The sequence below is a fragment of the Tenacibaculum sp. nBUS_03 genome (assembly GCF_051201695.1).
GTDB lineage: Bacteria > Bacteroidota > Bacteroidia > Flavobacteriales > Flavobacteriaceae > Polaribacter.
The window spans coordinates 600,765-623,778 of sequence record NZ_CP179214.1 but is presented as its reverse complement, the minus strand read 5'-3'; the positions used below and the strand labels follow the sequence as shown (position 1 = coordinate 623,778).

The window sequence follows — 23,014 nt, the reverse complement described above, 5'->3', positions numbered from 1 at the left end:
GAAAATCAAAAAGTTAAATGTATTACGGATAGAAGTTAAATACAGTGTCCAACAATAGCTTTAGCTAATTCGTTTATAGGTATTCGGAATCTGAAAAATAGGCTTTCAAAAAGAAATGAAATAAAAAATAAAAATTCGGGTCTGTGTTAACCAGAAAAGTTAGTGTGTTTTTTCACTACGTTTCTTACACAAGATTCTTTCCATATATTTGAAATGAACATCAGTAATAACATCAAAATTTTCACCTTTCTCATTTTTTTTCTATTCATTCTAACTTTTTTTTGTTGTAATGACAAAAAACAACTAATTACTTTTAATGGAGTAGCTTTTGGTACATCCTACAAGATTGAGTATTATGATTTTGATGAAAATCCTAACATTTCTAAAGGAATTGATTCTGTTATTCAATCAATTAATCAATCTTTAAGTACATATTTGCCAAAAAGCGATATAAGTAAAATCAATAACGGGAATACAGACATAGTTACCGATATTCTATTCCAAGACGTTTTTAAACTTTCAAAAGATATATATATAAAATCAAAAGGTTATTTTGATCCAACTGTTGGTGTTTTAAGGAACGCTTATGGATTTGGTGATACTAACCCGATTGATTCATTAACTAACTTTAAACTCGATTCTATGATGAATTATGTAGGTTTTGATAAAGTTAAACTTCTAACTAATGGAAAAATATTCAAAGAAAATAAAAATATTTATATAGATTTTAATTCAATTGCAAAAGGTTATGCAATTGATAAAATTGTTGAGTATATCCAGAGTAATGCCATAGAAAATTTGAGAGTAGAAGTTGGTGGTGAAATAAGAACAACTGGTAAAAATTTAATGTATGATATAAATTGGACTGTTGGAATTGAAAGTATTGATTCTAAGGTGTCTAATAGGATATCGAGGGCAAGAATAAAATTAGTAAATAAATCTATTGCAGGTTCTGGGAATTTTAGAAAAAACAGATATGATTCTGTTAATCGTAAAAAATATGTTCATACAATTAATCCATTAACTGGAAAAGCTGAACAAGGCAATGTTTTGAGTTCATATGTAATAGCTACAACTTGTGCAGAAGCAGATGGGTATGCAACAACTTTTATGGCTATGGGAATTGAAAAATCAAAAAAACTACTTTCAGAATTGGATGAAATAGATGCTTATTTAGTTTATTTAGATTCTTTAGGAGAAACTAAAACATATATTACAAAAAACTTTAAAAAGTTAATTCTGGAGTAAAAAATATTTTGGTTACACCGTATAGAAATTAATTACTAATTCTAACTATTATTGAAATTCTTACAAATTTTCTACATTGCTTTGCTTTTATTAACTTTAGTGTTTTAATTACGCAACTATTCATAAACAAAAGGTTACCAGATTTTAAAATGAAAACCCGTTACAACATCATAATTTTAGGCTTTATATTTTGTTTATTGTCTTGTAAGGACAAAAAAACTGATGTAAAACTATATGAAAGAAGTGAAAATATTTCAACTGATTTACAACTTGACCATTTCAATATTTGGATTAAAAATCCTAGAATAGCAAAAAAAAGACTGACTGAAATTGGATTCACTTCTGTTCCCGACTCTCTTTCAGCAATTCACATAGGGCAAGGTACTACTGGTAGATATTTTCGTTTTTTAAATTGCTATCTTGAATTGATTTTTGTTTATGACCAAAAGGAACTGGAGGAAAATAATGATAAAAATAAAGGTTTAGATTTTACAAAGAGAGCCAATTTTGACAAAAATGGTGCTTCGCCGTTTAGTCTTGCTCTTAAATTAAAAGATTATAACGTAGAAAAGATACCCTTTGAAAAAATATGTTACCACCAAGATTGGATGGATAAAAACATGAATATATATTCAGCTAAAAATTCAAAAAAAGAACTTAAAGAACCTTCAATTTTTGTTGTTTATCCAGAAATGGAATACGAAAAGTTTGAAACATTATCTGATTTAAAAAATATTCCTGAAGAACATGCAATTTGGAGAGAATTTTATAAGCACCCCAATGGAGCTCATAAGATAACTGAAATTATAATTACTTCAAGCAATTTGAACTTGAATACAGAAACAATTAAAGCAGTAAATGGAATTGAAAATTTAACAGTTAAAAAAGGTAAAGATCATTTAATGGAGCTTTACTTTGATAATAACATTCAAGAAAAATCTTTTGATTTAAGGCCCGAACTACCATTGATTATATATTTATGACGAATAAGCATGTGGTATTACCTCGTGCAATGAATTGCTAGTTATAGTTTTCGTAAAAAAGCTCTCGCACTTTTTATATTCAGTAATTATTTACTTACTAAATACCTAGGATACGTTATTGAGACATACATAAATACGTTGTGATTTTTTATGTTACTACCTGAAATAACGCTTTATAATTTAAATATTATTTATAAGAAAACAAAGTAAGTAGATGTTACAGCGAATCTCTTAAATTAAACATTTTAGTCAAACTTTTAATAGGTAAGCATAGAAAAGTCGAATTATGTAAACTCTATTTTATTGCTATTATAACTGTTAATGAGTAAATTAAATGTATAATTTTAAAAATTTGATGAACACAAGAGTAAAAGTAGAAATTAAAGACGAAATATCAAGAGTCAAAGAACTTCAAAAAGAGATTGAACAGCTTAAATAGCTATTCCTTAAAAAAGATCTAGATGCTAAGGTCGAGGAGTCCTAGCTAGAATTAATAGCAGAAGACCTAGGTAATAAATCTATTACTGAATTAAATGGTTAATTATAAGGTAATTTTGGGTGTTTGATATTGTATACATTAAAACTATAACAGGTTTTTGTTATTTAGTTTTAATAACAGATATGTATTCTCGTAAAATTATCGGCTATGATCATAGTGATAGCTTAGAATTAAAAAATTATAGATTTCGTTCTTATTTGAAGAACTGGTAGTCTCTCTATACTATGTACCAAGCTAAACGATCTTTTTTTAGATATATCTTCCATTTTTTATTGTTTGGAATTAAAAGGTGTTTTCTATTTAAATAGTTAAGACTAGTATTCTGATATGATTGGTTATAGGTGTACATTATAACCTTATTCAATTCTTTGGTTCTTTATGATTAAATAACTAATCTAATAAAATACTAGCTTAAGAAGTTTATAAAAATTTTATGTAGTGGTACTAATTTCAAATATTTTGCTAATTTTGTTTTTAAAAAGCTATGAAAACTTCCGAAATAAAATTCGCAACTTTTCATGTCCTAATGTTTTGAAGTACATAAATAAATTATACTATCATACACTATGTCATTAATTAATAAACAAATATCTTTTATACTTTTTTTCTTTACTATTTTCAATATTCCTGCTCAACAAGAAAAAATATACTATGGTTCGCCTAGTACCCGTGGAGCAGAACTTCGCTTAAAAGATGATAATACTTATAAAATTATAACACACCACGGAAAACATGGAGAAATAGATACGGGTAGAGAAACTGTTATTTACATAGATGAAATAGGTTATGATGTTGAAGGTTTTAATATTACTGAAGACTATGCTGATGTAATTAAAGACAGTATTAATGTTCATTTTTATAGACGAGGTATACATTCTGATTATGATAAATATTTTATCGGTTACAAACCCACAGGAGATAAAAAATTCACTTATATAAATTTAAGTTATGAAACTTTACTTTTTAATACTGAAAAAGTTGATCCATTCGGTTTTACTGGTTTTCTGAGTTTCAAAATACCTAGAACATCAGAAATACAATTCATTTTAGAAGATGATGTTGAAAATAATATAAAAGAAGAAAAATATTTTATGAATCAATTTTCACTTTCAGCAAATACTGCAAATGTTTATGTAGATTTTCGCGAAATTCAAAATAAAAATAACCCCTATAATTCAAAATTTGCAATAGCTACAATATACGGAAGTGGAAAAAAAATATTTGACATAAAGAACAGTGCTTTTTCCTCTGTATTGAAGCCTTCCAAATATGTAAAACGCACGAAAACCGAATATATCCTTAATTGGAAAATACCTAGTAAAGTTAAAAAAGAGGTTTATAAAAAATTTAGTAATCATAAGTATGCATATGAACCAATAATGACCATAGGCTCTTTGCAAAGAAATAAAGACTATGAAAAACATGAATTTACAACTTTAAGTAAAGCGATTACTGCTGTAAAAGCAGACAAATCCAAAGTACTACTAGTTTTTAATTCATTACTAAATCATAATGATATTGCTTACTTCCATAATATTTTTGACAAAATCTATAGTACACAAGAAAAGTCATACCTCAGTGATTACCATTTCGATAAGGTTTTTCCCTATTATATAAAACCAGCAGACTTACGTGAACTTCAGAAATATAGGTCTGAAAGTAATGGAAACGGAGAGGTATTTGCTTTAGATAGTGATTTAAACATCATTTACACAGAAAACATTACAACTGAGGGGTTTTATTATAAATATTCTGGCCTAGATAAGGATTTAGTTCATAATCTTTTAGCAATTAGTAAATTAAAGAAGTTTAAACGAAATTTAAATTCAAAGAGAGTCACTGCAAAGGATTTCTTAGATTTAGGAAATCAAAGAAATCACTATCTTGTTGATTTAGCAATTACTAAAAGAAAACAAGATGAAGATGATATTTTTGTTGAATCGACTACTCTCGACGAAAGAAATAAAACTGTCTCAGGTTTTGAAAATAACACTGAGTTCTTCTATCCAAAAATTGATTATCAAGAAATAAGGGGAGCGCTAGACCACATAGTAAAAAAACATAAAGAAGATACCGCTATAGACTTTGATTATGCTAAATTAGCATTTGATTTCATAACTACTGAATCGTTTTTTGAAGAAATTTCAGGTGAAAAAGGAAGTCATGCTCCTACAAAAATATATTATGAATTTTGTTTGTATCTCTCAAGATTCTCAGTAGAACCATCGAAGATTTATAACCAATTTTCTGAGAGGTATAAAAAAAATCAATATAGTGCCATAAGAGAAATACTTAAGAGCAGCAATGGAGAAAAAAGCAAGTATCCAGAATTGGTAACAGCTATATACGAAAATTTACATAAAATTGAGTCTGAAAAGTACGCCTCTATATTTCTATATTATATCTATTTATATAATATCGATAAATTAAATTTTGAACAATTTGATGTATTAATAAATGAAATAGCACCTTTAAATGATGATTTTAATCAACAAGTAGAATCATTTTATAAAGTTTGTGAATGTCCTTACATTGATGAAATGAAATACCATTTAACTATTTTAGGTAATGCCATGGCATGGAAGGCAGTTTCAAAAAATAATACGAATAAAAAATTACTTCAAAAAGCCCTAAAATGGTCTAAGCTTGCTAATGAATTATCACCAGAAAATCATTACTATTTAGATACATATGCCAATCTAGAATACTTCTTAAATAATAAAAAACGTGCTTTAGAACTAGAATATAAAGCAATACAATTGGCCACTGATAGTGAACATAAAAATCTTAAAGAGTACCAAAAAACTTTAAACAAAATGAAACTAAATACATTAAAATACTAATTAAACGTATAACAACAATTTTTATATTACATTCGTTCCCTAAAGGGAACGAATGTAATATAAAATAGATGCTGTAAGGCATAAAAGAAAACAAGTTTTCGGAATTTCCTTAGGGCGAACAAAGGATTACTATTACCTAAGATTTAAATTTTGATAGAATAAAAGATTTATCGATAATTGATGGTCAATATATTTGTTATCACGGAACTTTTTTTCAGGGAAACCAATCATTATTCCTATACAAAAAGTTAAAGTCGGTCAGAAGCTGTTTTACAGCCCCAGTATTCATAAATCTATAGGGAAAATGGTGGAAGTTTGGTCTGAAAAGAATTCTATTCTTAAACTATCAGATACTCACGTTGCTTATGATAATCCCGAGTATAATGAAAGTGAAGAGGGAAATTTAGGAGGAGACGAAGCTACCAAAACGTTTATTTTTGAAGCATTAAAACCAGGGACAAGTTTTGTAATGATTAAAGACAGTTTTCAAGGCAAACTGGTAGAGAAACAAAAAGTTAAAATTGAGGTTATTGAAAAGAACTCAAAAAACACAAAATAATGTAACTGTAATTTTTAGACGTTCTCATCACGATATTAGATAACAAGTTTTGTTTATTGAAAATTAAACCAATTATTAAAAGTATACTATAAAGTCATGGATAAAAGATCAGCTTGAATTGCATAAATCTTAATCTGATTAGTATGATTTATAATTTTCAAGTTTATTAAATTTAGTTTTTTATCGCAAAGTTTCTTTTCTAAAGGAGTTAAATTATGTCCATGATTCAGTAAATCAATTAGAAGATAACTACATTAAATAACAACAACTAGAAAAATAAAGAATACAATTAAAACAAAGAAAAAAACTAAATCTTTTAATTTTTTCATAAAGATACTTTTATTTAATTTAAAAAATATTAAATCAAGAAAATGATACGATATTGAAAATAAATCATAAAAATCTTGCAAAAGGTTTTAAAAATTTTGGAGCCACTATTCAAATGAGCAAGTCACCATTATATAATAAGACATTTTGTTAAAAAAAATACTCGTTTTGAAATTTAAAACTATAGGATATAATTAATTCTAAAAATTAATTAATTTTTTGTTGGGTAAGCAATGAATTTTTAATTTTTGTTTAGTTCTTCAGAGTATTAAGGATTATTAATTATATGAGTTTTAAAACAAAATTTAAAATTAGTAAATTTGCTACGAAAACACCAGATAAAATAAATAAGAAGTTTTTCAATGAAATTTTATTTTTTTTCTAAAGAAATTTTTAATTTTCGTGTTTGAGTTATCTTCCTTTTTAACAACTATTAAAAAAACATAGATAATAAAAATAACATTTATAATTTTTAATTTACTTTTTTAGGGGGATGAGTAATTAAGAAAATTTAATTTCTAGAAAGTGACAGTAAATTACAAAGGGAAGAGAAAAAAGATGCAATAGGTATTTGTTATAAATAGATGAACTAGATTAATTTATTTAATATAAAGTAAAACCCTTTTTTTTAAGAAAGGGTTTTACAAGTTTTAAGGGAAACAAACAATTAATTAATCCAGTTTAATAAAAAAAGCTCTTTTGATAAAAACAATACTCTTTAAAAAGTTAAAAAACTAGAAATTGTTACTAATCAAAATAAAAAGTCCCCAAAAAAATGAAATAAATTTCAGTTAATTAATGGTGCATTTTACAGGGACCAGCTTTATTTTATTTAAAATTTGCTATAAATTCTAGATATAATGGAATCAATTTAAGTAAAAAGAGATAATTAATTTTGCTGAGTTATTTCCTAGCAATAACCACCATAAAATTAAGTCAAATCATGAATACCTCATAGATTTGAAGAAACAGTAATAATTAATAGCCAGTTTAGTAAAATTTATCACAGAAATATTTTGGTAATGTATTTTAAGACATTAATAATATAGCCCCTCAAAATAAGTATAACCTTATTTGATGTAAGTAAGGTAAATGAATTTAGCCATAACTATGTAGGATACTAAAAAAAAGGATTGTAATTAATTGTAAAACAAATTTTTATGTGTAGGGTGTTGAAGTGTAAAGCTTAAAGTTAGTAATTTATGATAATTGTATTTGAATGAAGAGTGTTAAACATTATTTGCAAAAGGTCATATATAAAAAAACAGTTAACCGTCCCTTAATTCAGTCAACTGTTCTAACCTTTAAGTACTTAAATTGGTTAATTTGATGGTTGAAATAAATCAAATTTTAAAACCATTCTGCAAACTTAATTATGATTTTATGAAATATTTTGAATAATCGATTAATGGTTCTTATGTATCGTTGAAAAGAACAAATAATACTAATTTAAAATAAGTTTGTTTAAAAAGGAAAGGGAAACTTTAATTGTTTCTTCCGAACAATAAATGATTTGATTTCTTCTAAAAAATTAAAACTTCTTTACGTTTTGTAACAATATATTCCACTGAGTAAAATAGTTGTAGACTAATACATAAAAAGTTTTTATTGAAATCTTTTAGAAGAGTTTAAATTTTAGTGGGGTATTCAATACATTAATAAAAGGGAATAATATTTAAAATAATGCCATCAAAATATTCAACATAATTAAGTGTTTTGAAAAAATAAGTTAATTAAATACTAGCTTGGTAGATTAATTTTTTAAAGGACTTATCCAATTTGGATCTAGCGTTAAGGGGTATTATTTTTGAATATCATAAAAAAGAAGAAATACCCCTTCAAAAGTACTTCCTCTCTATACTAACCAAACTAATTACCAATAATGAAAAATTAATTTTAAAACTATGTAGTAAATATAATTTATGATTGATGCGTGTTATAAAAGTATTTGATGAGTTGGATATATATGTCGATGAAAGGTAAAACAACCATAGATAAAGAGAAAACTATCGATATTATAGAAACAGCATAAATTAGAATTTAGTAGATATAAGATTATTTGAACTAGATTACAATTACTTAATTTAGAGTCTTGACTTAAGTGATTGGTTTTATGTTTTTTTAGCTAAAATTTATTTTTTTACCAGTAATATATTGTTGTTTTTTATTGTGCGACAAGTCAAAATCAATAATAATAACTTTATATAAAGAAAGGAGCTAAAAATAGCTCCTTTCAACTCAAGATATTTATAAAACCCTTCTAAAAATTTTAAAATTCTTGTTCAAATAGTTGATGAAAATTAAACAACACAAAACTATTTAGAACAAATCTAAATAATAAATTTTAATAAGTAAAATTTAAATTAAAATTATTTTAAAAAATGTCAAATATATAGGTTTTCAAAAGTCAACATACGTCTTAAGTTAGCATTTTATTAAATTAGTTATTTAATCATAAAGTAACATATAGGTTATGTAGAATAGTTTCTTCGGCACCACAAAAATATAAGAGTTCTTATACATAATTATGGTAAATAATATTTATGGGTAGCAACAACTTTTTGTTTTAATGAAAGAATAATAAGTTGAAAAATTTTATATATTTGATTGATTTATTTTTGAAATTGCTATGAAAAATACTTCAAAATACAAACTAGATTTTTCTGGTAATTTCATTCAACTATTTTAAAAAATTTAATTATGAAGAAAAAATACTTTTTTTTATTTCTTTTCCTATGTACCCTAGGAATTACAAAAGCACAAAATATTGTAAACATTCCTGATTCTAGGTTCAAGGACTATTTGGTAGCCGATAGTAGTATTAATACCAATGGCGATTCTGAGATACAAGTTACCGAAGCAGAAGCGTTTGCTGGTGAAATAGATATAACTTATAAATTTTTTTCAGATTTAACAGGTCTTGAAGTGTTTAAAAACTTAACTTCTTTAAATTGTACTGGTAATAGTTATACGAATTTAGATTTATCCCAAAATACGGCACTAACTAACTTAGTGTGTGGTTATAATGACCTTGCTAGCTTAGATCTATCCCAAAACTTGGCGCTAGAAAGGTTATGGTGTCCTAATAATGAACTTAAGATTTTAAGGCTACCACAAAGTGAAGCGTTAACATATTTAAAGTGTGATAACAATAACCTTACGAATTTAGATGTATCCTTTAATAAGGCGCTAACTGAGTTATATTGTGATAAGAATAACCTTAGGAAATTAGATGTATCCTATAATACGTCGTTAACATATTTAAAGTGTGATAATAATAAACTTAACAGTTTAGTAGGCCTACCACAAAGTGAGACGTTAACCGAGTTATATTGTAACAATAATAATCTTCGTAGTTTAGATGTATTTAAAAATACAGCGTTAACACATTTAAAGTGTGATAATAATTCCCTTGCTAGTTTAGATTTACCACAAAGTGAGACGTTAACCGAGTTATATTGTAATAATAATTATCTTCCTAGTTTAGATGTATCTAAAAATACGGCTTTAACTTATTTATCTTGTCATGATAATTCCCTTGCTAGTATAGATGTGTCTAAAAATACGGCGTTAACTTATTTATCTTGTCATGATAATGCCCTTACTAGTTTAGATGTATCTAAAAATACAGCTTTAACTTATTTAAATTGTAGTAGAAATGATTCAAATAATAATATTAATAAAGGTATTAATAGTTTAAATGTATCGCAAAATACTGCACTAGAAACTTTATCTTGTTCTTATAATAGCCTTACGAGTTTAACTTTATTTAAAAATACAGCTTTAACTAGTTTAGATTGTAGAAATAATAAACTTATGACTTTAAATGTAACTGAAAATACAGCGTTAATTAGTTTAGATTGCAGAAATAATGAAATTATTAGTTTAAATGTGTCTAAAAATAAGGTGTTAACCGAGTTAGTTTGTTCTAACAATAAGCTTACGAGTATAGACGTCTCTGAAAATACGGTGTTAGAAAAGTTATGGTGTTATTATAATTCCCTTGTTAGTTTAGATGTCTCTGAAAACACGGCGTTAGAAACGTTATGGTGTTCTGATAATGCCCTTACGAGTTTAGATGTCTCTGAAAATAAGGCGTTAGAAACTTTATATTGTTATTACAATAACCTTACGAGTTTAAATCTAAAAAACGGTAATAATACTATTATATCAAGTATGTATGCTTATGAAAATGGAAACCTTACTTGTATTTTGGTAGATGATGAGAATGCTTCATATCCTTATTGTGATAGAGATGATGGGCAAGGCTGGTGTAAAGATAGTATCGCTAATTTTTTTGAAGATTGTGGAGCAGATGTAATTGTAAACATTCCTGATGCTAATTTTAAATCGTATTTAGTAGGTCAAACCGATATCAATACGAATGGCGATTCAGAAATTCAAGTGGGCGAAGCAAACGATTTCAAGGGTAAAATACATGTTAATAATCAAAATATCCTGGACTTAACGGGTATTGAAGCCTTTGTAAAATTAACCGAGTTAGATTGCGGTAATAATGCCCTTACGAGTTTAGACGTATCCCAAAATAAGGCGTTAACTGAATTATGGTGCGGTAGTAATCAACTTACGAGTTTAGACGTTTCACAAAATACAACGTTAACTAGATTAGATTGTTCTGAAAATAAGCTTACGAGTTTAAATCTAAAAAATGGTAATAATGCTACTATAACATTTATGTGGGCCAAAAGAAACGAAAATCTTACCTGTATTTTGGTTGACGATGAGGATGCTATATACCCGAGCTGTAATACATTACAAGGTTGGTGCAAAGACCAAATCGCTAGTTATAGTGAGGATTGTGAAACAGCTACTATAGATAAAGTATTTAATAATAGTGTATCTATAGCCCCTAACCCAGTACATGATAAATTAGCTATTTCCCTACCTATTTTTGAGGAAATTAAAATAGTAGAGGTATATTCTGTTTTAGGAATTAAAGTTCTAGAAACAAAAGATAGCACCATCGATTTTAGAGCTCTCTCTAATGGAGTATATTTAGTGAAAATAGAGAATAATTATAATAAAATAGCTTTAAAAAGAGTAATAAAAAACTAACTAGTCTTATATTTATAAATAAAACTAAGCGTAAAGGCTTAAAACTTGGTGTATAAAAAATAGCAGTTTAGAGCTAAAACTAAAGTTCGTACTTTTCTGCTATTTTCTTTCTAAATTGAAAAGTAGTAGTTTTTTATTCTGCTACTTTTCATATACAAATACGTTGTCTACAATACTGACCCGTCCTGAAATAAGGCTACATAATTTTAAACATTATGTATAGAAATGACAAAGTAATTAGACGTTACAGTGAACCTTTCAAATTAAAAATATTAGCCGAACTTACAATCGGAAAACACACAAAGAGCGAACTTTGTAAACTCTACTGTATTGCCCCTACAACTGTCAATGAGTGGATTAAAAAGTACAAACGTAAAGACTTAATGAACACCAGAGTAAAAGTGGAAACTAAAGACGAAATATCTAGAATCAAAGCACTTCAAAAAGAGATTGAACAGCTTAAAAAACTACTACTTAAAAAGTATCTCGATGCTATGGTAATGGATTCTTACCTTGAAGTAGCAGCTGAAGACCTTGGTTATAAGTCAGTTAATGAGCTAAAAAAAGCTACCTATAAAGGCTTAATTAAAGCTAAAGAAAAATCTAAGAGATTTGCTTCTTTAACTACTATAACACATTGTTTTGCTCTTAAACGTGATGCGTATTACAAATACAAATCTAGAGCTGATAAACGTTTAGAACTCGAGAAACAGATTATAAAAATAGTTAGAAAAAGGCGCAAATCTCTTCCTAGAGAAGGCGTGCGTAAACTTGTAAAATCATTAGATGTAGATTTTAATAAAGGTACTATTAAAGTTGGTAGAGACACTTTATTTAATGTGCTTAGAAAGAATCAGATGCTAACAGTTAGAAAGAAAACAAGTGCTAGAACTACAAACTCTTATCATCGTTTTTATAAATATAATAACATCATAAAAGACATAGAAATTACTAGAGCTAACCAAGTTTGGGATTCTGATATAACATACATTAGAACCGTAAAAGGATTTTGCTACTTGGCCTTAATAACTGATATGTATTCAAGGAAAATAGAGGATTATGACCTTAGTGACAGCCTGGAATTAAAAGGATGTGTAAGAGCTCTTAATAAGGCTATTTATCAAGCTAAAAATATTAAACAGCTTATTCATCATTCAGACAGAGGTATATAATATTGTAGTAATGTATACACGCAAATATTAAAAAGAAAAAGATAGATATTAGTATGACCCAAGAAAATCATTGTTATGAAAATGCCATGGCGGAACGTGTAAACGGGATACTAAAAGACGAGTTTTATCTCGATCAAACCTTTGATAACGAAGCACACGCAAAGAGAGCTGAAAAAATGCAATTAATTTATACAATGAAGTAAGATTACATTTATCTTTAGACTTTAAAACTCCAAATATGGTATATAAATTATCAGTGTAAATTCAATTTTAACCTGTAGCCATATTTCAGGACGAAACATTTGAAAGAACAGAATGAAAAAAGAAATAAGAGAGAAATAATGAAAAAAAATCTTATGTTATTGTTTTTAGTATCTTCTATTTTGTCTTGTAAATTAAATATTAAGCAAAAAGAAGAGAATATTGAAAGTCAAAAAGAATCAATAAATGAAATAATTATCCATACTTGTGGAGGAGAGGGAGGGGTAAGTGATATTTATATTTTTAATAAAGATTCTATTTTTCATCATTTTTATCTTGCAATAGATACAACAAAGAACATAAATAAAAATATTGCTAATAATAAATATAAAAGGAAAAGTTTGGTAAATAAGGTGAATTTAGCAACATTTAAAAAGTTAACTAACGGAAAAAGTTATAAGGAAGTTGATGGAACAGATATAGAAATTAGTTTAAAAACAAATAAGGGAAAAGAGTATAAATTCATAAATGGAGAAGGAAATAAAGAATGGGATTCTATTTACAAAGAATTTAGAAGACAAATAAGAAAATAAAAAACGAATACACAACATTGTGTTTATGATATTGATAATAAAGTGATTAACCTTTGATTTTTGGTTTTTTTATAAAATTTAGTTATTAACCGAAAATTTAGGTTATTTTATTTGCAACAGCACATATCCTCCACCGTTAAAATAAAATACATACTTACCACAAAGCACCTTAATCAAGGTGTTTTTTTTATGTCCAAGATTTAGTAAACGAATTATAAAATAAGAGTAGAATGAAGAATACGGGTAAAAGAAAAGCGAACCGAAGTTCGCTGATAAATTATTATGAATTGGAAAATACACATTGGCAAGAACCAAAATCCCATTCTTCATTTATATCGCAACTCTCGAAAGGGAAACATCTACCTCCATTAATAGATTGTTGTTCTGTTTTGTTTAGGGGTGTTCTTAAGTTTGAAATGGTCTTTAACATAATATAAAATTTTTAAGTTTTTCAAATCTAGTTTTTTAAAAAGATAAAATTGAAAAATAAACCTTACTAAAAGTAAGGATAAACCGTAAATCAAATATTAAAATAATTGTAGATTTTTAATCTAAAAAAACAAGGGTTATGACTATGAAGGACGATATGCCTAGAACAATTCTTATCCAAGGCTTTAGAGGTTTAGTTTTTTTTCTATAAACAGAGAAGGGTAAATACTATTGATTAGCAAGAATATTAAGATTAATACAAGTAAAACATCTTTCATAGCGTAAAATAATTTGAACAAAGATATAAATTAAAAAATAAGAGTAAATAAAATAATATGGAAGAACAAGAGCATCAATTAAAAATATTACCTCAATATTTTGATAGAGTAAAAAGAGGAATCAAAACTTTTGAGGTTAGATATAACGACAAGGATTTTCAAAGTGGAGATAAAGTTTCTTTAAATGAATGGGATATGAGGAAAAGTAAATGTTCTGGAAATCAAATTGATATTAAAATCACTTATGTATTTAAAGATTCTTTAGATGGTATAGATACGGGATATTGTGTATTTGGATTTATAAAACAGTAGAAATTTGAATAAACAAGTTAGCTAATCTATTAAGATTAGCTAACCAAGAGTATATTTAAGAATCCCTACAAAACTTAAATAAATAGAAAAAAACTGTGTATTAACTTTTTTAACCTGTGTGAAGTTAAAAATTAATGAAAACTTGTTAATATACAGAATAAATACAATGCAAATATTGTAAAACAAAAAGATAATTTAAATAGTTGTAATACCTTTAGTTGTTTTGGTATAAACCAACAGTTTTGAATAAGTGAAAACCATTATACTAATAGGGTATAACCATTAAAACAGTAGATTCTCCGATACCTAAAAAACGGAAAAACGTTCTTTGACATAATTGTGGTAAGTATTTTTTAAAGTTATGTAATTTTAAGTTTCTGTTAAAATGAATTTGGGGCTTTCTAATAATTATAATGTTTTTATCTTTGCCAGAAATATTTATACATGTCAAGAAAAAAGCTTAGCTACGTACTAATAATTTTTACGCTAATTTTATCATCATGCTATAATGAAAATGAAGAAATTTCACCTTCGATTATTGGTAAATGGACGGTAATTGAAAGTAAATTGAACGGAGAAGAAGTAAATGGTTTAAAAAATGTTGAATTTACATCTAAATATGCCATTTTTTCTCACGGAGGTGGCTTATGGAAAAAAGGAACCTATGAAATTAAAGATGATTTACTAAAGGTCGAATGGGTTGATGAAATTGATATTAACCCATATGAACTTAAAATTATAGAACTAGATGAAAATTCTCTAAGATGGGAGCAAAATACAGGATTAGGAATATTAAAACAAACCTTGAGTAAGTAGGAGATTTTTATGTTCAAAATATTAGATTTTCTCCTTTACTAAACTACGATATTTTAGTCTACAAAATATACTTACCACGGAACACCTTAATTAAGGTGTTTTTTTATGTCTAAGATTTAGTAAACGAATTATAAAATAAGAGTAGTATGATAAGCATTGAAATTATTTCAAACGGAATAATAAGCAATTATCCATATGGAGAAAAGACTTATTACAAAGACACAGAACACTTAATTAAGTGTGTGATAGAAGGTGAAATCGAGAGAATGAATGATTTACAAAAACATCATGATTCAATAGGTCAAGTTTTCGCAATGGAATTTTCAATCAATGAACAAAAGCTAACTAAACAGTAGTATAAATAATAAGATTTCAAACCCATTATGAGATTGGTTAATAGATTTGAAATCTTTTGTGAGGGGATACTTTAAAATTAAATTTTTAAAACTGTTAGCAAATATAATTTAAGATTTAATTGAGTAATTAAATTTTATGATAAGAAGACAAAATCTATCGATGAATAGAAGTTTATATAAAAAAACTAATAAAAATATATTAGAAATAAAGAGTAGTAAAAATAGAAAAGAAGCCCCCCCACGGAACTTCTTATTCTTTTCTACTTTTAGATAATTACTAAAAACGAATAAAACTTCATTTATGATTTTGACTCAAATTAAAATAATTGTCAAATTCATGTGCCAAATATAAACAAACTAAAATAATGGTAGAAATTTGAATAAACAAGTTAGCTAGACTATTAAGACTAGCTAACCAAGAGTGTATTTAAGAGTCCTTACAAATCCTAAATAAATAGAAAAAACTGTTTAATAACTTTTTTACCGTGGGGGGTATAAAAATATATGAAGATTTTTTGTTAATAAACAGAATAAATACAATGCAAATATTGTAAAACAAAGAGATACTTAAAATAAGTAGAACACTTAAAATTGTTATGGTATAAACCAGCAGTATTGCATAGGTGAAAACCATTATACTAATAAGGTATAACCATTAAAAAAGTAAAATGAAGAGTATAAAAAAGCTCTCATCTTCAAAACAAAAGAGAGAGCTTATTATTATTTAACATACGGGGACGGGCGGTAGAAAAATAATACTCTTAATATACAAAAAAAATAATAAACAGTAATTAAAGAAGTATGACAACTGAAAAACTATTGGCAGATATAAGAAACAAACTCTCTCCAGCAAGTCACTTGATTTGTTTGGTCGGTGAATATTTCGACGGAACGAAAACGGCAGGTGAGTTTGAAATTTTACACGAACACATTAAGGAGGCAATTCCGAAAGCTGAAGAATCAATTGAGTACGTAAGAAAATTAAAACTGTAGTAAAAAGAATTGATTATAAGTTTTAGGGGTAAACTTATAATCAATTAAAATAATTAAGGGGAATTATAATTATATATATCAAACTTTAAACTACACCACAAATTTATTTAATTAAGGTATTAAATTTTTAGAAATTAGATTAAGTGAATTAAAAGTATAGATGAATTGTTATAATATGACGATAAATAAACAGTAAATAATTAAATTAAAAAAATAAACACCTCAAAGAATTTATTATGAACTCGGTGCAAATGCAATTACATTTAAGTCAAGAAATGAATATAAAAGCAATGTCTTTTGATGTTGCAAAGCGATTAGCGACCACTAAAGGTTTTATTGAATATTACTTTAAAATAGTGGGGTTTTGTAAAACCCAAAAAAAGGCATTTGATTTAACGAATGAACTTTATTATTTAATTTTTGGAGAGTATAGGTATAGTGATTGGGGTTCATTCCGTGAAATTAAAAATAAATATGTAAAAATATAGATATGTTAGAAAATGAAAAAACGGCAATTATAATAGATTTGTTTTTGACGTCCCATGATAACCGTGTGGGTAATTCCTAAAAAAACGGGTTTGTCCGAGCATAGGGTTAATAGAGTAATAAATAAGTATTTACAAGATATAAAAGTTAAGCATGACGAAGTATAAAGATTTACAAATTTTAGTAGTGGTTTTGGCAACGTTTAGTTCTATGTTTCTAACTTCACTACTTTTAGAGTTAGAATTGTTTAAACATCCAGTAAGGATTGTGATTGTCTGTTTGCTTTTATTGGTAGAATTGTACTTCGGTTTTCTCATTTTCAAAAGTTTTTTCAATAAAAAATAAAAAAGGGCATAAAATGACCCCAATTTAGAAAACTGCTCATAGTATCTTTACATCCTAGAATGTAAAAGTATGTTATTCGATTCCTTAGATTTAGCTTTTTCAGAAAAAAAATCAATCTGTTAGTTCAGGTGGTTTCTTTAATTTGTTTGGTGGTGCTACAAAAAGTGGTAAACCAATCAATTCAAATACAGCCTTAACATTATCTGCATTTTATAACGGTGTTAATATTCTTTGCAATGATTATGCAAAACTACCGAAGTCTATATATAGAAAAACAGATGGAAGTCGAAAAAAAATAGACAATCATTCTTTAAGTTATCTAGTGTCAAAAAAGCCTAATAGCTATATGACAGCATATACTTTTGATAAAGTAATGCTTTTGAGTGTAATTCTTAAAGGTAATGCATATGCTATTAAAGTAAAAGATGAAACTACTCAAAGAACTACCTCAATAGAGTTTATAGATCAACAAAAGAAAACTGTTCAGGTTTTAGATAGAGGAAAAGGTTTGGTGTATAAAATTGACGGTAAATTGTATGATTCAGATGATATTATTCATGTACTAGGGTTTACTACAAATGGTATTGTGGGGATTGGAGTCGTAACAAAGGCAGCAATGAGTTTGGGTGTTAATTTAAATGCGCAAGAATATGCTTCAGAGTATTATGAAAGTAAAGGAGAGGGTATTGGAGTTGTAACCACAGCCAAGCCTATGGATGGAGATGCTAAAACCAGATATGCAAATGGGCTATCGACTCGTTTATCAAGTAAGGATAAATTTAAAGTAGCAGTATTTGATGAAATGGGTTCATTTCAGCATATAAAACTAACGCCCCAAGAATCACAATTAGCTGTTCATTTGATACATGAAAATCATTTGTTCACTATTGGTTCACTTTTTTAACAAAAATTAACAAAAGTAAATAATTATGAAAAATAAAACCCTCTAGTAAAATAGAGGGTTGGTGCTGTGAATACTATGTTTGTTGAGATTACATTTCCATTGAGTGGTATACATTTTGAACGTCATCTTCTTCTTCTAACCTCTCTAATAGTTTTTCAACTTCTTCTTGTTGTTCGGTTGTTAGTTTGGTAGTTGTCGTCGGAATACGTTCAAAACCTGAAGATAAAATTTCTAAATTATTTTCTTCTAAATACTTTTGTATTCCTCCAAATTGTTCAAAAGGGGCATAAATCATAATACCGTCTTCATCTTTAAAAACTTCTTCAACTTCGAATTCAATCATTTCTAATTCAAACTCTTCTAAATCCATTTGCAAGCTTTCTTCATTAATTCTAAAGTTACAAGTATGGTCAAACATAAAAATAACAGAGCCAGAAGTTCCCATATTACCATTACATTTATTAAAAGCAGCACGAACATTAGCTACTGTTCTATTATTGTTATCAGTAGCAGTTTCTACCACAACAGCAACTCCATGAGGTGCATATCCTTCAAAAAGTGTTTCTTTATAGTTTGCAGTATCTTTATCTGAAGCTTTTTTAATTGCACGTTCAACATTATCTTTAGGCATATTAGCAGCCTTAGCATTTTGAATAACAGCACGTAAACGTGAGTTAGTTTCTGGGTTAGGGCCACCCTCTTTTACTGCCATTACAATATCTTTACCAATGCGAGTAAAGGTTTTTGCCATAGCTGACCAACGCTTCATTTTTCTAGCTTTCCTAAATTCAAATGCTCTTCCCATTTCTAAATAATTAAGTTTTAATGCCTGCAAATGTAATTATTGCAGAATATATTTACAATTTAAAATCGTTTTTTGAATAAGAGCTCTTCATCTTTTTCTCTATAGGCTTTCCATGTTCCTACTTGAACTCCTTTTTTGTACTTTCCTGTAATTTTTAATTTTCCATTTTTATAATACTCGTTATAATCACCATGTTTTAATCCGTTTTTTAATTCAACTTCAAATTTAATCACCCCATTATCGTATTTCTTTATAAATTCTGATGCACTTAAATCATTTGGAAATATTTCAGGTATTTTAAAAAAAGTCTCTTTTGTCATAACAATAGAAGTAGTATCATTTTCCTTGACAAGTTTTTTTAATAAACTTCTTTTTAAATCTCTATTGTCTCTTAATTGATTTCTAATTTCAACAGGATTTTCATAGGCGATTGATAAATAGTTTTCAAAATGACTACCTCTTGATATTAATTGAAGTCCAATTTGTGCAAAGGAAATTAAATATTCTTTATTTTTATGTATTTGTCTTCTGGTTTTTCTATCTGTCAAACTTATTAAATCATCATAAATATATGGAGTATTTATATAAGCGAATAAACTTGACTTTTCATCAAATTGATCGTTAAAGTCTAGGTATTTTTTACTCGAAGCTAAAGTATAGCCTATAAGTTGTGTGTTAATTATTTCTTTTAAGGTATTTGGGCTATTACTAAAAATAACATAATTATCAATGATTGTAAAGTAGGGTTTTTCCATTTTAGCAAATAAATCCCCAGCTAACATTTTAAAGAATCCTTTTAAATCTAAAAAATTTATGGTTTGGTTTTTGTAATTTATTTGTTTAAATTTTAGAGGTGTTTTTTCTTTTATTTTTGTTAAAACAAAGTCTAAGTTTTTTTTCGCTTTATCAATATCGTTTGCTTTTAATACAACCGCTATATCTTTTTGTTTTTTAGAAATAGCATCATTAATGTGTAAAAGAGCTATTTCATTACCAATCCAACTAAAAATATGCTCTTTTAGGTTGATGTCTAATCTGTTTTCAATATCAGTAACTTGTTTTGTATAAGATTTAAAGCCTTCTTTGTTTTCTTCTTTTATAGCTTCAAAGTTTTCATGGAATTCTTCAAAACTATCAAAAGCAAAACTTAAATATAGCGCTGTGTTTTTAGGGGCTATTTTAGCAATAGATCGTTTGCCTTTTCCTGACTTTTGTAAAGCCCGCAAATAACTTTCTGAACTCAGATTAAAATTAGTAAATCCTTCAGCTTGAATTATTGTACTTTCTTTTAATCCAACATCAAAACCAGAATATAACCATGTATTTTCAATTGTTTTTAAAATCTCAGAATTAACCTTGTTAGAAAAGCAAGACAAGTATTTATTAAGATATTTGTAATGAATAAATAATTTAAACAAGCCATCTTCAGGAGTTTCTTTATTAATTTCAACAAAATCAACGTCTCTTCCAATTACAGGTTCTAGATACTGATCAATTGATTTTTCAACTAAAACATGGGTGTATGATGCTATTAATTGATTTTTAATAAAAGAAATATATAAAGTTTCTCTCTTTCTTTTATCATACAGTTCTGTTATTTCATGATTATGGTATTGCCTTTTTGTTACTTTATATCCTTCACCAGCAAGTTTAGCTATAGAGCTTTTTAAAAAACTGAGTTTAGAAATCTTTTGTAAATCAACAACATAAAATAATCCATAAGTTTTAGGTTTATATACATGTACAGAAATAAGTAAATCTCTTTCTCCAATAAACTGAATTATTTCTTGTTGTTCTTTAAATGTTTTGTCAAGATTATTTAGACTTTCAGTAACAGTATTGAAATATGTATTCTTTTGTAGATGTTTCCAAATATTACTATTACTAACTTCATCCCAAGTATCAATAGGTCGTTCAGTATCTACAATAAAAACAGCATCATCAGGAATTAAGTAAACAGGGTTAATGTTATCTTCGCTGGTAGTAGTAAAAATATAAACTTGATACCCTACAAAAGCAAGAGAAACCAAAATGACTAGTGTAATTAATTTTCTTTTCATCACAGATAATGTTTTTATGTAGCGCTATTATTAAACTTGAATTACACCTAAGTTAAATGGTTTTTCAATAGGAGCGTGATCAGCTGCTTCTATTCCCATAGAGATCCAAGTTCGCGTATCTAATGGATTGATTACTGCGTCAGTCCAAATTCTAGCAGCTGCATAATATGGTGAAATTTGTTTGTCGTAGCGAGATTTAATTTTATCAAATAGTTCTTTTTCTTTTTCAGGAGTAATTTCTTCACCTTTTTTCTTTAAAGAAGCAGTTTCTATTTGTAATAAAACCTTAGCAGCTGAGGCTCCACTCATAACCGCTAGTTCAGCACTTGGCCAAGCGGCAATTAGTCTGGGGTCATAGGCTTTACCACACATAGCGTAATTACCAGCTCCGTATGAATTACCAATAACAATAGTGAATTTAGGGACCACAGAATTACTTACGGCATTTACCATTTTTGCGCCATCTTTAATAATACCTCCATGCTCTGATTTACTTCCAACCATAAAACCAGTAACGTCTTGTAAAAACACTAAAGGAATTTTCTTTTGGTTACAGTTAGCAATAAAACGAGTAGCTTTATCAGCAGAATCATTGTAAATTACTCCTCCAAACTGCATTTCTCTTTTAGCATTTTTGACTAGTTTTCGTTGATTAGCGACTATACCTACTGCCCATCCATCTATACGTGCATAACCAGTAATAATGGTTTTTCCGTACCCTTCTTTATATTGTTGAAATTCAGAATTATCAACCAAACGTTTAATAATTTCAAGCATATCATATTGTTCATGGCGTGCTTTAGGTAAAATTCCAAAAATATCATCTTCATTTTCTTTTGGAGGAAAAGATTCTTTTCTACTAAAACCAGCTTTATCATAATCACCAATTTTATCTACGATATTTTTTATAGTATTTAATGCGTCTTTATCATCTTTAGCTTTATAATCAGTAACCCCAGACACTTCACAATGTGTTGTAGCTCCTCCTAAGGTTTCGTTATCAATAGTCTCACCAATAGCGGCTTTTACCAAATAACTTCCAGCTAAAAATATACTTCCAGTTTTATCCACAATTAAAGCTTCATCACTCATAATGGGAAGATAGGCACCACCAGCAACGCAACTACCCATAACAGCGGCAATTTGTGTAATTCCCATACTACTCATAACAGCGTTGTTTCTAAAAATTCTTCCAAAATGTTCTTTGTCTGGAAATATTTCATCCTGCATAGGTAAGTATACACCAGCAGAATCAACTAAATAAATAATAGGTAGTCTGTTTTCTATTGCTATTTCTTGTGCTCTTAAGTTTTTCTTTCCTGTAATTGGAAACCAAGCTCCGGCTTTAACAGTTGCATCATTTGCTACAACGATACACTGTTTACCCTGAATATATCCCATTTTTACAACAACGCCTCCAGAAGGACATCCGCCATGTTCTTGATACATGTCTTCACCAGCAAAAGCACCAATTTCTATAGATTTTTGATTGTCATCTAATAAATAATCGATACGCTCACGAGCAGTCATTTTTCCTTTTTCATGTAATTTATCAATACGTTTTTGACCGCCTCCTAGTTTTACTTTGGTAAGTTTTTGACGTAATTCTGATGCTAAAAGTTTATTGTGATCTTCGTTTTTATTAAAGGTAAGGTCCATATGTTGTTATGATTGTTTGTAAGCGACTGCTAAAGTAATAAATTAGTAGATAATGTTCAATTGAAAATAC

At 27.5% G+C, this 23,014-nt stretch carries 18 protein-coding genes; 14 read left to right on the top strand and 4 right to left on the bottom strand.

The window, feature by feature from the left end; genetic code table 11:
- The first annotated feature begins 213 nt into the window (after positions 1-213).
- The 8 genes from ACMFBB_RS02870 to ACMFBB_RS02835 all read left to right on the top strand — a co-directional run bounded on the left by ACMFBB_RS02870 (position 214) and on the right by ACMFBB_RS02835 (position 13,501).
- On the top strand, positions 214-1,248 hold the full coding sequence (locus ACMFBB_RS02870; RefSeq protein ID WP_435262954.1) for an FAD:protein FMN transferase: 1,035 nt from the start codon (positions 214-216) through the stop codon (positions 1,246-1,248).
- Positions 1,249-1,397: 149 nt separating this feature from the next.
- A complete protein-coding gene (locus ACMFBB_RS02865) occupies positions 1,398-2,231 on the top strand; it encodes a hypothetical protein (RefSeq protein WP_435262953.1) in 834 nt (277 codons plus the stop codon).
- Between the two features lie 1,065 nt (positions 2,232-3,296).
- Positions 3,297-5,573 carry a hypothetical protein gene (locus ACMFBB_RS02860; protein ID WP_435262952.1) on the top strand — a complete coding sequence of 759 codons (2,277 nt, stop codon included), beginning with the start codon at positions 3,297-3,299 and terminating at the stop codon, positions 5,571-5,573.
- 304 nt (positions 5,574-5,877) lie between these two features.
- Positions 5,878-6,132, top strand: a complete 255-nt coding sequence (locus ACMFBB_RS02855; protein WP_435262951.1) for a hypothetical protein — start codon at positions 5,878-5,880, stop codon at positions 6,130-6,132.
- 3,027 nt (positions 6,133-9,159) lie between these two features.
- On the top strand, positions 9,160-11,535 hold the full coding sequence (locus ACMFBB_RS02850; RefSeq protein ID WP_435262950.1) for a T9SS type A sorting domain-containing protein: 2,376 nt from the start codon (positions 9,160-9,162) through the stop codon (positions 11,533-11,535).
- A 215-nt stretch (positions 11,536-11,750) separates the two neighbouring features.
- Positions 11,751-12,707 carry a DDE-type integrase/transposase/recombinase gene (locus ACMFBB_RS02845; RefSeq protein ID WP_435262949.1) on the top strand — a complete coding sequence of 319 codons (957 nt, stop codon included), beginning with the start codon at positions 11,751-11,753 and terminating at the stop codon, positions 12,705-12,707.
- Between the two features lie 14 nt (positions 12,708-12,721).
- Complete coding sequence (locus ACMFBB_RS02840; RefSeq protein ID WP_435264266.1) at positions 12,722-12,910, top strand: integrase core domain-containing protein; 189 nt, start codon at positions 12,722-12,724, stop codon at positions 12,908-12,910.
- Between the two features lie 138 nt (positions 12,911-13,048).
- The gene (locus ACMFBB_RS02835) at positions 13,049-13,501 is read left to right on the top strand and encodes a hypothetical protein (protein ID WP_435262948.1); all 453 of its coding nucleotides are present in this window, start codon (positions 13,049-13,051) and stop codon (positions 13,499-13,501) included.
- Positions 13,502-13,781: 280 nt separating this feature from the next.
- Here the strand turns inward: ACMFBB_RS02835 and ACMFBB_RS02830 are convergent, their stop codons facing one another.
- Entirely contained in the window at positions 13,782-13,931 is a 150-nt protein-coding gene (locus ACMFBB_RS02830) for a hypothetical protein (RefSeq protein WP_435262947.1), read from the bottom strand.
- Between the two features lie 334 nt (positions 13,932-14,265).
- Between ACMFBB_RS02830 and ACMFBB_RS02825 the strand changes: the two genes are divergently transcribed.
- The 6 genes from ACMFBB_RS02825 to ACMFBB_RS02800 all read left to right on the top strand — a co-directional run bounded on the left by ACMFBB_RS02825 (position 14,266) and on the right by ACMFBB_RS02800 (position 18,420).
- Complete coding sequence (locus tag ACMFBB_RS02825) at positions 14,266-14,520, top strand: DUF3850 domain-containing protein (protein ID WP_435262946.1); 255 nt, start codon at positions 14,266-14,268, stop codon at positions 14,518-14,520.
- A gap of 444 nt (positions 14,521-14,964) precedes the next feature.
- Positions 14,965-15,336 (top strand): hypothetical protein, encoded by a 372-nt coding sequence (locus tag ACMFBB_RS02820; protein ID WP_435262945.1) that lies wholly within the window; start codon positions 14,965-14,967, stop codon positions 15,334-15,336.
- A gap of 146 nt (positions 15,337-15,482) precedes the next feature.
- Positions 15,483-15,692 (top strand): hypothetical protein, encoded by a 210-nt coding sequence (locus ACMFBB_RS02815; protein WP_435262944.1) that lies wholly within the window; start codon positions 15,483-15,485, stop codon positions 15,690-15,692.
- Between the two features lie 801 nt (positions 15,693-16,493).
- A complete protein-coding gene (locus tag ACMFBB_RS02810; RefSeq protein ID WP_435262943.1) occupies positions 16,494-16,685 on the top strand; it encodes a hypothetical protein in 192 nt (63 codons plus the stop codon).
- A gap of 236 nt (positions 16,686-16,921) precedes the next feature.
- The gene (locus tag ACMFBB_RS02805) at positions 16,922-17,173 is read left to right on the top strand and encodes a hypothetical protein (RefSeq protein ID WP_435262942.1); all 252 of its coding nucleotides are present in this window, start codon (positions 16,922-16,924) and stop codon (positions 17,171-17,173) included.
- Positions 17,174-17,658: 485 nt separating this feature from the next.
- A complete protein-coding gene (locus ACMFBB_RS02800) occupies positions 17,659-18,420 on the top strand; it encodes a phage portal protein (RefSeq protein ID WP_435262941.1) in 762 nt (253 codons plus the stop codon).
- Positions 18,421-18,508: 88 nt separating this feature from the next.
- On the opposite strand, the gene ACMFBB_RS02795 is transcribed toward ACMFBB_RS02800, so the two are convergent.
- The 3 genes from ACMFBB_RS02795 to ACMFBB_RS02785 are packed head-to-tail and all read right to left on the bottom strand — an operon-like array spanning position 18,509 to position 22,944.
- Positions 18,509-19,225 (bottom strand): YebC/PmpR family DNA-binding transcriptional regulator, encoded by a 717-nt coding sequence (locus ACMFBB_RS02795; RefSeq protein ID WP_435262940.1) that lies wholly within the window; start codon positions 19,223-19,225, stop codon positions 18,509-18,511.
- A gap of 59 nt (positions 19,226-19,284) precedes the next feature.
- Positions 19,285-21,285, bottom strand: coding sequence for a DUF3352 domain-containing protein (locus ACMFBB_RS02790; RefSeq protein ID WP_435262939.1), 2,001 nt, complete (start codon positions 21,283-21,285; stop codon positions 19,285-19,287).
- Positions 21,286-21,315: 30 nt separating this feature from the next.
- Positions 21,316-22,944 (bottom strand): acyl-CoA carboxylase subunit beta, encoded by a 1,629-nt coding sequence (locus ACMFBB_RS02785; protein WP_435262938.1) that lies wholly within the window; start codon positions 22,942-22,944, stop codon positions 21,316-21,318.
- Positions 22,945-23,014: the final 70 nt, after the last annotated feature.